This window comes from Leptospira biflexa serovar Patoc strain 'Patoc 1 (Paris)' (assembly GCF_000017685.1).
Classification (GTDB): Bacteria; Spirochaetota; Leptospiria; order Leptospirales; family Leptospiraceae; genus Leptospira_A; species Leptospira_A biflexa.
Genome location: NC_010844.1, coordinates 1 through 13093, shown reverse-complemented (window position 1 = coordinate 13093; position 13093 = coordinate 1). Strand labels below are relative to the sequence as shown.

Genomic DNA, 13093 nt, shown 5'->3' with positions numbered 1-13093 from the left:
TTGATTCTTAGTCTCAATAAAGAAACCTGCCCGATTGCGTCAATATATATTTTGAGTCTCATTCTCATTAATCTTGACAAAGAATCCACCCACTCTCAGTCTTGGCCCATGATCCAAAGCCAAAACCAACGTACAAAGATTTCCAAATCCCGACTCTACCTCATTCCTTTTTTGTTTGTATGGCTCGTCACGCCTCTCATGCCCGAAACAAAGGAACGAATTGTTTCCCTTCACGGAACCATCACAGAGATCGTGTATGCTCTCAAAGCCAATCCTTCTCTTGTTGCCATTGACTCCACTTCTCGTTATCCGAAAGAATCGACAGCATTACCAGTAGTTGGTTACCAACGAACCTTAACTACCGAAGGCATATTAAGTTTTAAACCAAACATTGTGATTGGTTTAGAAACAGCAGGACCCATACAAACCCTTCAGAATCTTAGAGAGACTGGGGTTCAAGTCACACTCTTTCCCGATGAATTCAAACTGGAAACTCCCATCGATCGCGTGTTAGCTGTTGGAAACCTATTAGGAAAGAAAAAAGAAGCTGAGAGCCTCGTGAATCAAATTCGAACACAAACCCAAGCTCTCCAGTTAAAAAAAACAAATGTGAAAGTGATGTTCCTATACTCTAGAAACCCAAGTTCTGTTTTTATTTCCGGCTCAGGTACTGCTGCTCATGCCATGATTACTTTATCAGGAGCAAAAAATGCCATCACTGAGTTTTCAGAATACAAACCACTCACAAGCGAAGCGTTAGTAAAAGCAAATCCAGATATCATTCTTATGCCAGAATCATCAGCAGAAGGATTTGGTGGAACAAAAGCGATTTGGTCCATCAATGGAATCGAACTCACTCGCGCGGGAAAAGAAAAAAATATCATCTTAGTGGATGACCTATTGCTTTTAGGTTTTGGACCCCGACTACCTCAAGCGCTCAAAACATTAAACGAAAAATGGAAACAATTCGAATAATGAAAGAAAAGTATTTTATTTTATTCAGCGTTCTATTCGCTATTTTGGCAGCCATCATCTCATCTCAACTCGGAGCGATGGAGATTACTTGGACCGAACTTTTGTTTGCCGATTCAATTGGATCAAAAGTTTTTTTCGAGTTAAGAATTCCACGCATCTTACTCGGAATTCTTGTTGGTGGTTCCCTTGCATGGTCGGGAGCTCTCGCACAAGGTTTATTTCGAAATCCCATTGTAGACCCAGGACTCATTGGGATCACAGCTGGTTGTTCTCTCTTTGCATCAATCGCGATTGTACTTGGTGGATTCATCCCATTCCTTCATACAATTTGGAGTGTGGTTATTTTTTCTTTTGTTGGTGGGATGATCTCCTGTTTCATCATATTCATTTTTGCAAATACAAAAGGAAAAACAGACATTGAATCAATCTTGTTATCAGGAATTGCAGTCAATTCACTTTGTTTTTCTTTTATTGGAATTTTAAGTTATTTAGCAAGTGAATCACAATTAAGAAATTTATCACTTTGGAATATGGGAAGTTTGGGAGGGGCATCTTGGAACCTACTCCAATCATTTTCTATTTTTTACCTTCTTCCAATCTTTGTAAGCCCCTTCCTTGTCAAACCATTGAATGTTCTCATCTTAGGAGAACGAGAAGCAGGTCACTTGGGAGTCTCTGTCGAAATCCTAAAAACACTGATGATCGTTTTGATTGGCATCAGTGTGGGTTCTTGTATTTCTCTTGTTGGGAATATTGGATTCATTGGACTTGCCGTTCCTCATATTGTCAGACTTGCAATTGGACAAGATTATCGTCACCTATTGTATGCTTCTTATTTTTTGGGTGGAGGACTATTGTGTTTTGCTGATGGAATTTGTAGGGTGATCATCGCTCCATCCGAAATTCCAGTTGGTATCGTGTCTGCCCTCCTCGGTGCACCTTTCTTTCTTAATTTAATCCTAAAGAGGAAACAATCCTTATGAGCCTCATCGGTAAAAACATTTCCTATCAGATTGGCAACAGACTGATTCTTGAAGATATTAGTATCGAAATCAAACCGGGAGAATTACATGTTCTCATCGGTCGTAATGGAGCAGGGAAATCTACTTTATTCCATATTTTATGCGGGGACACGAAACTCCAATCAGGAAAAGTACATTGTAACGAAGAAGAAATCGAATCCATTCCAAAGACTGAACTTGCAAAACTCAGAGCAGTCTTTTCGCAAGATACACAAATCAACTTTCCGATTCCCTCAGAACAGATCATTGCGCTTGGACGATACCCACATATTACAGATAAACTCAAAAATAAAGAGATCGTGGAGGCTTGCTTAGACATTACAAGTTCGACGATACTAAAACACCAACACTATCCAACTTTATCAGGAGGTGAAAAACAAAAGATCAATTTCGGCAGGATCTTAGCACAGGTTTGGGAAACACCCCCAAGGTATTTATTTCTGGATGAACCAGTTTCTGCCCAAGACATTCCCAACCAATACCAAACTTTAAATATCTGCCGACATATGGCAAACAAAGGTTACGCGGTATTCATGATCTTACATGATTTAAATTTAGCATCTCAGTATGCTGATAGAGTTACATTGATCGACAAAGGAAAACTCATTCAATCAGGTACTGCAGAAGAAGTATTAACCACAAAGAATTTAGAAATCGCATTCGGAATCAAAACAAAGATTCTGAAAACTAATGAAATCAATTTTATCATACCTGAGATCATAGGAGGTCCAATATGAACGATACATTAAAACAAAAATGGGAAACACTCAAAACCGAAATCCCAAACCTACGAATTCGAGACGCAGCCAAACATTTAAACGTAAGTGAAGTAGAACTCCTTACAACATGCATTGGCCAGGGAGTCAAACAGCTAAAACCTAATTTCGCGGAATTCCTTTTGGAAACGCCAAAACTTGGGTATGTAATGGCTTTAACTCGCAACGAATCGTGTGTCCACGAAAGGAAAGGGACTTACTCCAATTTATCAGTCAATGGACAAACTGCCTTAGCTGTTGGAGAAGACATTGATCTAAGAATCTTTTTGAAAGATTGGAAATTTGGATTTTATGTGGAAGACTTAAAAAGAGATTCGATTACGAAAAGTTTTCAATTTTTTGATCCATCAGGCGAAGCCGTACACAAAATCTACAAAACCGAAAAATCATCTGATGAAGGATGGGAAGTACTGAAGGATACTTTTGTAGATGAAAGCATTCCATTTACAAATGATTTAGTTGGTAGAGAGCGAAAGATTGAAACGAATGATAAAAATCTGATACCGAAATTTTTAGAAGAATGGAGTCGACTAGAAGACACTCACGATTTTTTCACCTTACTTAGAAAATACGATTATTCTCGTGAGTTTTCTTTACAATCCGCAGAAGGGAAATTTTCCTATCGAATATCGGTCAATGAATTCATCGAATTATTAAACAAAGTAAGTAAAATGGATCTCGAAATTATGATTTTTGTTGGTAATCCAAGTATCATTCAAATCCATACCGGCAAAATCAAAAATTTACAAATCATGGGGCCCTGGTTCAATGTTTTAGATCCAATTTTTAATTTGCACTTAAGAACCGATCAAATTCAAACTTCTTATGTTGTAAACAAACCAACAAGAGATGGAATGGTTACTTCTATAGAATTATTTGACAAAGAAGGTAATCTCATATTACAAATGTTTGGTAAAAGAAAACCAGGGATTCCTCAATCAAAAACTTGGTTTGAACTAGTCCATGATTCCATTGGAAGGGAAAATATTTTAAACTCTTCTTTTATATAAATTATTCGGAAAATCAAATTGTAACGAAAATCCTTGAGTACCATCAATACTCAAGGTTCCTCCCATTTGTTTCTCAGCGATGATCTTTAATAGACTCAATCCCAATTTTTTTTGATCATTGATATCAAATGAGACTGGCAACCCAATCCCATTATCTTTGTATTCAAAATGAGATCTATCTCCCTCAATCATAAACTTGATCGAAATCTTACCATTTGCGAAATCTTTGAATGCATATTTTAAACTATTAGAAAGAAGCTCTGTAAAAATTAATCCTAACGGAACGGCAGTATCGAGTAACAGTACTCCTTGATTCGCTTCTAGCTGGATTTCGACTCCTTTCCCTTTGTTTGGAAACATTGCCTTCACCATTTCAGTAAGCGATAAAAGATAATCCGATACTTGGATTTCACTTAAGTCTTTATTTTGATACAAATGATCATGCACAAGCGACATCGTTTGAATTTTGAGAGATGTATTATCTACGATTTTACGTATGTTTTGATCATCTGGAAAATCTGAGGATTGAATCATCAGTAAAGACCGAACCAGCTCCATCGAGTTTTTTGTACGGTGGAATATCTCGCCGATCAAATTTTCTTTTTCTTTTAATGACTTTTGAATTACCTTTGCATACTCTTCGTTTTCTTGAATTTCCTTGGAAAGTACTACATTCGAATGGATTAACTTTTCATATGGTTCGTTAATCGCAGACACAAAAACTGCCTTATATATAAACTGAAAGGCAACTACTTTAAAAACATGACCGAGTACATTAAAGACATCAAAAACACTTGTATAGACTGCAAATACTAACTCACTAAAGAAACAAATGATAAATGCACTTAAAAAATATTGCCTTTGTTTATCAGAGTGTAAAGATTTTGAAAAGGAATACAATACGATCGCCACAACCAACATCAACATGATCACTAACTCAGAATTCTTTTTGAACTGAGTTAGACCAACACCATGGATATATGTATCTGGAATGAGATGCGAATTAAAAATCACCAACGAATAAACAAAACCAACGAACAAAAACGCAACAAAGATATATAAATTTCCCCTAAAGGCACTATATCGCCTATTAGGTTTTACATAGACTGCTACAATGAAAACTAGAGCCGTTATGAACCTTGCTATGAGCCAAAACTGAGTGGATTTATTGCCCGAGTTGGGTGTAACAAAATCAGGCATACCCTTATAACCCAATGTATGCATAAAATCAATGAGCCCTATCACCAAAAACCCAATACTTAAAAAGTAAGTTTGTGTATTTCGACTCTGGGAGTAGGAAGAATACCCTAATCCAAAAATGGAAAATGAAACAATGATACTAAAGATTTCTGTGATATTATGAAATACAACAAAAGACTCAATAGGAAATTCTTTGTAGAAAACTTCAGGAAAAAACAAGATACATGCCATAGGAATGATACAGAAAAGCAGTATCATCCCAAAAAACTGGATTTGTTTCAAATCGACGAAAGAGCTTTGAATTCGCATGTTTTAGGTGAGTATACTAACAGAATGTCAGCGTAAATTCAAGTTTTAAAAAATAGGTTTCAAAAAAGAAAACTAGAATGCTAGGGAATCATACTATATCGAGTGAAATAAAAGTAATGTCATCCTTTAGAATTGTTCTAACAGAAGACAATCGTTCTAATAATTTTTGGTGAAAATCATGATGTGCTAATCCAACAATGGGTCGAATCTCAGGAAATAAGATGGAATACATATCTTCGTTGGGCTTCAAATTTTCATACAAACCATCTGTAAAAATTAATAACCTGTCTCCTTTTTTGAGTAAAATTTCATTTTGTTCATAGGAGAAATCAGGTTTTACACCAAGTAACAATCCAGGGCATTCAACTGACTGGACTTCCCTATCTCGAATGAGAATTAAAGGAGGATTCCCAGCGGAACTAAATGTTAATTTCATTTGATCAAAATCAAAATAGAAATAAGCAGCACTGACAAACCGTGCATTTAGACTTGTGCACAAAAATCGATTCATCTCTGCCATCAATTGTTTTGGAGAATGCATGAAACCTTTTGCATTCCTAAAGGCAATCTTCACTGTAGATGAATCAAGTGCTGCACTCACTCCATGCCCAGTCACATCTGCGATCACAATTCCTAATTCGTTTTCATTGGAGTCGAAGTAATCATAAAAATCACCTCCAATATCATAAAGAGGCAGATAAGAAACAATCGCCGAAAATTGATGAGATTTCGGAACTTCTGCAGGCAAAATCCTCATTTGGATTCGACGAGCAGTTTCCAAATCTTTGCGAATCGTTGTTAGCTGGTTTTGAGAAGATATATTTTCCTCTAATAAAAATCGCAGTCTCCGCCCGAGAGCCAAAGAAAATAAAATGACTTCAAATGCAGTTCCAATTTGAACACCATATCTACCAAATGTTGTGGTTGGTAGAATAGAGGCCTTTGTCAAGGAATCCACAATGACTCCGACAAACAAAGTTACCCAAGCCAAAACGAAAAATTGCGAAGACTTGACGCCCTTCCAATAAGAGTAAATTCCAGATGACACTAGCAATAGAAGAAAATAAGGAAAAGTATATATGAAGGATATTTCCATCCAATGATAAGGGATAAAAAAAGAAAAAACGGAAAACACGCCGATCGTCACTGCACTTCCCAAAATCAATCGATCCAATTTCGGATTTAAACTTTTTAAATTTAAGAAGGTAAGTGAAAAAAGTCCTACAAACAAGAGGGATGCATTCACTGAAGTATATAAGTATGGCTTAATGTTTAGATAGGATTCAGGAATTAGCAATTGTTTAAAAAAACCACCGAGCAGTGCATAATTGATGAGAAGAGTTGTTAGATACAGGCAATAGAAAAGGTAAGCTTTTTCTTTTACACTAACAAATATCAGTAGGTTATAGAGTAATAATGCGAAGATGATTCCGAAATAAATTCCATTGGCAATGTAATCTCTTTCCACTCGATCAAAGAATGAATTTCGAGTCCATATCCTAAGTGGTGCCGATAGGATACCGACATTTGTTATTTTTAAGTAAACGATCCTTTTTTCGTTTGGTGACAAATCGAGTGAAAAGACCGGGTTTCGATGTGGAATTTCTTTGAGTGTATGAGAATCGCTACCCCTGTATTCAATCGTGTTCACCGTTGCAAGAGACTTCCAGGCCAAAATGACTTCATCCACCCAAGGTGACTCAATATCCAAAATATACTGAGAAGGAGATTCAGAATGATTAATGAGTTCGAATTTTACCCAAACATACCGTTTCCAATAACCAAAGTTATATTTCATTTCCTCGGGTTTGGACCAAACCACATCTTCACTTAGCACTTGTTCTAAAGTTAAATTCTGAAAACTATATTGTATGATTGGTCTTTCTGGTAATTTGGAAGTACAACTTGTGATTGATAAAAAAACAATGAGTAGCCATAGATTGAATAACAAATCCCTTTGGATCATTTGATGGCCCTTACTCTTTCCTTTTTCATTGGATGAAATAAATTAACTGGAAACGATCAAAAAATAGAAATAAAACTTCATTGCCAGAATTTTTCATGTTCGGATAACATTGCTTTTCCAAGGAGATACGTACATGTCAGCAAAATTTGAAATCTACAAAGACAAAGCAGGAGAATTCCGATTCCGACTCAAAGCAGCCAATGGTGAAATCATTGCATCTAGTGAAGGATACTCATCGAAACAAGCATGTGAGAACGGCATCAAATCAGTAAAAACCAATGCCGCAGATGCAGGAATCGACGATCAAACGTAAGAACAGCAATAATCCGTTACTGTTTCAATTTTCAATTTGAACTTGGATCCAGCAGGGACTTCAAAGGTAGCTTGACCGTTAATTTGAAGCCATGTTTCGGATCCTGGTAATAACACCGATAATTTACCAGATTGGATTTCCATAATTTCTTTCTGATCCGCTCCAAATTCATACTCACCAGGCAACATGATCCCAAGGGTTTTTTTCTCTCCATTGGGGAATAAAACGGTGCGACTCGTCACCTTACCATCGAAATAAATGTTTGCAGATTTTAGTACTGTTACGGATGTAAATGAACTCATACCGTCAAGATTTCGAAGCAATGGAAGGCTTCCAAGTGATTTCTCAACCAATTCCCAGGGAAACTGGTCCAAAAAGTGTTTGCGAAATTCAGATTAACAGGAAGGGTGATGCCAGTGCCACAAAAGATTCCCAATAAATCCGATAACAAAAAGCAACTCGCTAGGGAGAGATCAACCGAGAGAATATTAGCCTCTGCGATTGTCCTTTTCTCAAAACACGGATTTGCCCAAACGACGATGGAAATGATCGCCAACCATGCAAAAATTTCCAAAGGGTTAGCTTATAATTATTTTAAAAGTAAAAATCAAATCTTTGAACAAATCATCGATTCCCATTTAGCAAAACAGGAAAGATTTTATAACAATATCCCACCTAACTTATCTGCAAAAGAGTATGTCAGGGAGTTTTTCATTCGATCCATTCAGTTCGCAAAAGAAGAAAGAAAAACGATGGTTTTGATTACTGTATGCCTTTTCCAACCAAGTGCAGTTTCACTTTCCAAAAAAATGATCGAAAATGTGGAAAGGCGGTTTGCTCCTTTCAAAGAAGCAATGCGGGAACGTTTTAGAGCTTATGGGATCAAAGACCCCGATAAAGAAATGATTTTCATTAAAACCTTTTTGCATGGTGTGATCATGAGCCAACATTTTAATGATACCACCATGTGCACTCCGACGATTATCGAAATGCTTCTCGAACGGTACGATTCTAAATAAGAAAAAGATTACTCCCCTAACCCACCGGGAATTTTTAAAATCAATAAATTGGTAGTCGCTGTTGCTAACAATTTATCTTTTTCCGTTCTCATCTCCCCTACCATATGAATCGTTGAAAATCCTTTTGCTTCGATGTCAGCTTTTACAATTACTTTTTGGCCAACTGCCACTCCCCGGATGTATTGGATATTCATGTCGATTGTTGTCGTTGGTCGTTTTGCCACCAAGTAACTGAGAGGCCCGAATGCATTATCAAATGCAGCCGCAATCACGCCGCCTTGCATCATTCCCATAGGATTTGTTTGTTCTTCCGTAACAGGAAACGAAACAGTGATACTTTTCCCTTTTGTATAGGAAATGATCTCAGCATTCATGGCCACAAAAATGGGCGGTGGAACTGTGATTTTTCTACCACCGTGATTAAAATTTTCAGTCATTTCTTTTAAAATGGCCTGTGTTTCCTGGGTGCTCAGTGTTTGCATAAATCCCCTCTTATGTTACCAGCAGTAACATTTATCAGTATAAAAGCAAGAAAAAATGTTGCCAGTGGTAACTTATTTTCCAAAATATCTCTGTGAGAAAAAATACCTACCATCATGGAGATTTAAAAAATTCCATTATCAAATCCTGCCACAAACTACTTCAAAAAAAAGGGATGACCGATTTTTCACTGAGGGAGGTTGCCCATTTATCTGGAGTTTCTCATGCGGCAGTCTACCGGCATTTCCAACACAAGGATGAAGTGTTAGAAATCTTATCTGCAATTGGATTTGATCGATTGGCTTCCTTACAGAAAAAAGTCGCAAAAGACAAAAAAAATCCCGACGAATATTTTGTAAAACTTGGACTTGTGTACATCCAATTTGCTTTGAAAAATCCGAATTATTATAAACTGATGTTCCAAACAAAACGAGAAAAAGAATCAAAAGATTTGAAAAGGTCAAAATTGAAATCGTATGCAGTACTCGTCCATGGTTGTCGCTTTTTCCTTAAAGCTAAAAAAAGAAAAGAAAACCACCGTAGTTTTGCACTCATGTCTTGGTCACTTGTCCATGGATTTAGTAATTTAAGTTTAGAAACCAATTTTCCCATTTCCGAAGGCAAACGATTGAACCAAACTCAAATCGAGTTGGCAGAAACAATGCTTCGTTTTGCAACTTGAAATGTAACATTGATGAAAACCAATTTATAGGAACTTCACTTCCTCAAATTTCTCTAAAAATTCTGATTTTTCTCTGACAAACTTCATTGGATTTTCTTTTCCATATTCCGTGTAGAAAAACATTTTCTGTCCATCATTTGCATTGGTACAATTTTTCATTTCATCTAGTTGTAAATACAAGTTCCCTGTTTTTTTGTGGCGATAAACTTTCATACAATTCCCACCTGAAACGAATTGGATTTCGGTTTTGTTTTTTCCATCCACTGGTTCCAAATTCTTTGTAAACTTTCTTCCATAGAGTCGGGAGAAGTGAAATGTAAAATTTTGGAATGCGTTGAATGGGATAATGTACTTTCACTCCAAACTTTAAATTCTTCAAAGGAAGTTTTTGTATGTACTGTATTCTTTAATTGTACTGTAATACTAGGGACGTAACTAGAATCCAATGCTGGTTTGGAATTGTTTGCGGTGGTGGTTTGGATTTTGTTGCTAATTGTCACATTGGTTAGACTTGGATTTTTTTCCAGGGCTTCTGGTTGGAACTGAAGGATTGGTTTTAGAAAACGTCTCCTTCCATCAAATCCAGTTTGTTCCAGGATACCTAGTTGTTTCAGAGACGTGATGAGTCTTGAAATGGTGTCAGCTTTCAGGCCTAGGATTTCACTGAAATAACGATTGGATGCAAAACAACCACCGTTTTCATAGAGCGAAACGATTTCGGCAAAGAGTTTTGTTTGGCTATGGGATAAGTTTAGGTTTTCAATCCAAACGGGGATCCATATTCCTTTTCGGTTAGTTTTCATTTTAGGTTCCTTTTCCAAACCCACACAACTCCGGCTACGAGTGTTTGGTTGTATTTAGCCGATACATCGAAACGATGCATTGTCCCCTACTCTCTTTAACCAAAGTTTTTTGTTTTTGAAAACAAACCTTCGGTCATAGAAAGAAGAAACGTTTTGGAAGTTCTTACGAACGTCCATCGGAACTTTTGGTAAAATTCCGGGTTGAACTAAAGACGGCATAAGTGGTAGTGCCGTGTCCGGTTGTGTGCCCCGAACGTTCCCTACATGTACAGATCTCTCCTTTTTGTCAATGGAAAAAATGAGACATAATTCGATGAAGGTCTCATTAGAGCCATCGTGGGAATCTAGAATGGTTTTGGAAACATCGGGAAAGTTTGGATGGGGGATTTGATGGGAGAGAAAAGTCCCTGGGTTGCTACCACACTTCCCAGGGTTTTTGTTCAACCCAGTTAAGGATTGAGTACAATCTAACTTGGCTTGGAATTCAGTACAAGTTTTTTTTGATTCAAAACTCGAAAAAAATCACTTAGGTAAATCCATTGTTAGAACAATCTTTACTTCTTATACTTTCGAATTGTTTCTTCTAGGATCGCTTTTTCATTTTGTAAAACAGATATTTTTTCTTTGATTTTCGCCAGTTTTGATTTTAAGTCTTTTAGTTCCAATTGGCTTAGTTTCGGTTTTGCTTTTGTTTGTTTGGTTGGTTTTAAAGGTCTTACATATTCGCGAAGGTCATTTCTGGAAGGGAAGTCACCTTTTTTCTCGAGTCCTTTGATGAGGTAATCGATGGCTTTTTTGCGATTTGAAACATCAAGTGGTGCAATTTCTGTAAATAGGCTTGTTGGGATTTGGTAAATTGGATGGGATTTATCTACATTTGAGTTAAGGCTAGTTTCCTTTAAGATCTCAGCGTGTGCGATTTTTGTTTTTACCCATTGTGCTGATTTACTAATTCTTTTTGCCAATTGTTCGTTGGTTTCTTTATGACGGTTTTTTAATTCTTGGAGTGAGAGGGCAAGGTCCGATTCAGATAAGTCTTCCCTTTGGAGATTTTCAACTAGTTTGATCTCGGGTAATTTTGTGATGTCAATTTGTTCTACGTTTTTGACCACCGCAGGAATTGTTTTGGATTTTAATAGTTTGTGGGCACGGTATCTTCTTTCTCCGTTGATGAGTTCATATTTGCCTGCTTTTTTCCTGACAACAATAGGTTGTAACAATCCATATTGAGATATCGAGTCGGCAAGTTCTCGTATGCTTGTCTCATTAAAAGTTTTTCTCGGATTGTTTTCTGTGATGATTAAATCAATTGGGATATCAATTGTCTGGTGTTGTGCCGCGTTTTCAGAACTTAGGAATGGATTTAGGGAGGATGTTCTGTTTGAGGCTTTTGATAAAATGTCTGCAGGATTGAAATTTGTTTTGTTTTTCATGATTTTTTTAAAGGTACGCCGGCGTACCTTATTTGAGTATCTCCGCTAAGTTTTCGAAAGCTTTCCAAGGAGCACTTCCTTCTTGAAGAGGTTTGCCAGTCTCTGTACGGTCCCGAATACTGTCGTTTTTTGGAATTGGTTCTAGAATTTTAAGCGATTTGATATTCCTTAATTTGTCCAAAAGGTCCATTTGTTTTTGGGATGTCCCCCACTGAGAGGGTAGGATCATAACAGACTTTTTTTTGCTTTGTTCGTCGAATCTTTCTGCTTCGCTCACTTTCTTTAGGACTTGGGCAACTGTTCGCACAGCCCACTTGGATGGAGTGACTGGCACAAGAATTACGGATGCAGGTAGGTAAGAAGTGATATTTTCAGAGGAACCCGATCCAGGTGTGTCGATGACAACGTAGTCATATTTTGTTTTTAAGAGTACGTTTTTTAGTCTTGGGATGATGGAAAAATCTTTGGAGGCAAGGTAACTCAAATCTGAGAGTTCAATGATCGAGGGGAGCACATCTACATTATTTGAGTTTTTGATCGATTCGGCGAGAGTGGTTTCGGCATTTAAAACGGATAATGTGTTCCCTGAGTCAAAAAACTCAACTGGTTCTTCCGGGAAAAAGAAGTCGGAAAGGTCTGCTTGTGGGTCCATATCGATTGCGAGAGTGGAACCTTTTTTGGATAGAGCAAGTGCGAGGTGAATTGCTGTGGTGGATTTGGAAGTTCCACCTTTAATGTTGGCAACCGTAATGATTTTCATTGCAGATTTATTTTTTTTGTTCCTGCTTCCGGTTGCAATGAAAATTAAATTTTCAGATCTAATTTTTAAAAAGTACGCCAGCGTACCTTGGGGATAGATATGAATTTGAGATGTTTTGTAAGTAAGGGAATTCCGCGCAAAGGATCGAAGCGGAAATCGAAACCGAAAAGGTTTCGATTGGGAGCGGAGAGCCTGGTCGGTTTTAAAATTCAGCCAACGAATTGGAAGGATTCGATGCGCCCAAAGAAAGAGAAAAAACTAAGATTGGCTTAGAAAAATTCTTGTACTATTTTGGATGAAATTTATGGTTATCACAACCCTTTCACTGGGTGATGTAAACTTTCT

15 protein-coding genes are annotated in these 13093 nt (G+C 37.2%); 7 read left to right on the top strand and 8 right to left on the bottom strand.

Going from position 1 to position 13093, the window contains the following annotated elements; genetic code table 11:
- The 4 genes from LEPBI_RS18505 to LEPBI_RS18490 are packed head-to-tail and all read left to right on the top strand — an operon-like array spanning nucleotide 1 to nucleotide 3783.
- Nucleotides 1-975 (top strand): heme/hemin ABC transporter substrate-binding protein, encoded by a 975-nt coding sequence (locus tag LEPBI_RS18505; protein WP_012476766.1) that lies wholly within the window; start codon nucleotides 1-3, stop codon nucleotides 973-975.
- Entirely contained in the window at nucleotides 975-1958 is a 984-nt protein-coding gene (locus tag LEPBI_RS18500; protein WP_012476765.1) for a FecCD family ABC transporter permease, read from the top strand. Before LEPBI_RS18505 ends, LEPBI_RS18500 begins: the two co-directional genes overlap by 1 nt.
- Nucleotides 1955-2734 (top strand): heme ABC transporter ATP-binding protein, encoded by a 780-nt coding sequence (locus LEPBI_RS18495; RefSeq protein ID WP_012476764.1) that lies wholly within the window; start codon nucleotides 1955-1957, stop codon nucleotides 2732-2734. Before LEPBI_RS18500 ends, LEPBI_RS18495 begins: the two co-directional genes overlap by 4 nt.
- Nucleotides 2731-3783 (top strand): hemin-degrading factor, encoded by a 1053-nt coding sequence (locus LEPBI_RS18490; protein WP_012476763.1) that lies wholly within the window; start codon nucleotides 2731-2733, stop codon nucleotides 3781-3783. The genes LEPBI_RS18495 and LEPBI_RS18490 overlap by 4 nt, the downstream gene beginning before the upstream one ends.
- On the opposite strand, the gene LEPBI_RS18485 is transcribed toward LEPBI_RS18490, so the two are convergent.
- Both LEPBI_RS18485 and LEPBI_RS18480 read right to left on the bottom strand, forming a co-directional pair.
- Complete coding sequence (locus LEPBI_RS18485) at nucleotides 3763-5265, bottom strand: MASE3 domain-containing protein (protein WP_226992977.1); 1503 nt, start codon at nucleotides 5263-5265, stop codon at nucleotides 3763-3765. The genes LEPBI_RS18490 and LEPBI_RS18485 overlap by 21 nt on opposite strands.
- 115 nt (nucleotides 5266-5380) lie before the next feature.
- Nucleotides 5381-7258, bottom strand: coding sequence for a 7TM diverse intracellular signaling domain-containing protein (locus LEPBI_RS18480; RefSeq protein ID WP_012476761.1), 1878 nt, complete (start codon nucleotides 7256-7258; stop codon nucleotides 5381-5383).
- 133 nt (nucleotides 7259-7391) lie between these two features.
- On the opposite strand from LEPBI_RS18480, the gene LEPBI_RS18475 reads away from it, so the two are divergent.
- Nucleotides 7392-7571, top strand: coding sequence for a YegP family protein (locus LEPBI_RS18475; protein WP_012476865.1), 180 nt, complete (start codon nucleotides 7392-7394; stop codon nucleotides 7569-7571).
- On the opposite strand, the gene ppnP is transcribed toward LEPBI_RS18475, so the two are convergent.
- Entirely contained in the window at nucleotides 7562-7873 is a 312-nt protein-coding gene (ppnP, locus tag LEPBI_RS18470; RefSeq protein ID WP_012476864.1) for a pyrimidine/purine nucleoside phosphorylase, read from the bottom strand. The genes LEPBI_RS18475 and ppnP overlap by 10 nt on opposite strands.
- A gap of 108 nt (nucleotides 7874-7981) precedes the next feature.
- Between ppnP and LEPBI_RS18465 the strand changes: the two genes are divergently transcribed.
- The gene (locus tag LEPBI_RS18465; protein ID WP_012476863.1) at nucleotides 7982-8590 is read left to right on the top strand and encodes a TetR/AcrR family transcriptional regulator; all 609 of its coding nucleotides are present in this window, start codon (nucleotides 7982-7984) and stop codon (nucleotides 8588-8590) included.
- Nucleotides 8591-8598: 8 nt separating this feature from the next.
- On the opposite strand, the gene LEPBI_RS18460 is transcribed toward LEPBI_RS18465, so the two are convergent.
- Entirely contained in the window at nucleotides 8599-9072 is a 474-nt protein-coding gene (locus LEPBI_RS18460; RefSeq protein WP_012476757.1) for a PaaI family thioesterase, read from the bottom strand.
- A gap of 92 nt (nucleotides 9073-9164) precedes the next feature.
- Between LEPBI_RS18460 and LEPBI_RS18455 the strand changes: the two genes are divergently transcribed.
- The gene (locus tag LEPBI_RS18455) at nucleotides 9165-9752 is read left to right on the top strand and encodes a TetR/AcrR family transcriptional regulator (RefSeq protein ID WP_012476756.1); all 588 of its coding nucleotides are present in this window, start codon (nucleotides 9165-9167) and stop codon (nucleotides 9750-9752) included.
- 24 nt (nucleotides 9753-9776) lie between these two features.
- Here LEPBI_RS18455 and LEPBI_RS18450 read toward each other — a convergent pair whose 3' ends face one another.
- The 4 genes from LEPBI_RS18450 to LEPBI_RS18430 all read right to left on the bottom strand — a co-directional run bounded on the left by LEPBI_RS18450 (nucleotide 9777) and on the right by LEPBI_RS18430 (nucleotide 12748).
- Nucleotides 9777-9965 (bottom strand): hypothetical protein, encoded by a 189-nt coding sequence (locus tag LEPBI_RS18450; RefSeq protein ID WP_012476755.1) that lies wholly within the window; start codon nucleotides 9963-9965, stop codon nucleotides 9777-9779.
- Complete coding sequence (locus LEPBI_RS18445) at nucleotides 9962-10555, bottom strand: helix-turn-helix domain-containing protein (RefSeq protein WP_041770281.1); 594 nt, start codon at nucleotides 10553-10555, stop codon at nucleotides 9962-9964. The genes LEPBI_RS18450 and LEPBI_RS18445 overlap by 4 nt, the downstream gene beginning before the upstream one ends.
- Nucleotides 10556-11109: 554 nt before the next feature.
- On the bottom strand, nucleotides 11110-11988 hold the full coding sequence (locus LEPBI_RS18435) for a ParB/RepB/Spo0J family partition protein (RefSeq protein ID WP_012476753.1): 879 nt from the start codon (nucleotides 11986-11988) through the stop codon (nucleotides 11110-11112).
- A gap of 28 nt (nucleotides 11989-12016) precedes the next feature.
- Nucleotides 12017-12748, bottom strand: coding sequence for a ParA family protein (locus LEPBI_RS18430; RefSeq protein ID WP_012476752.1), 732 nt, complete (start codon nucleotides 12746-12748; stop codon nucleotides 12017-12019).
- Between the last annotated feature and the right edge of the window lie 345 nt (nucleotides 12749-13093).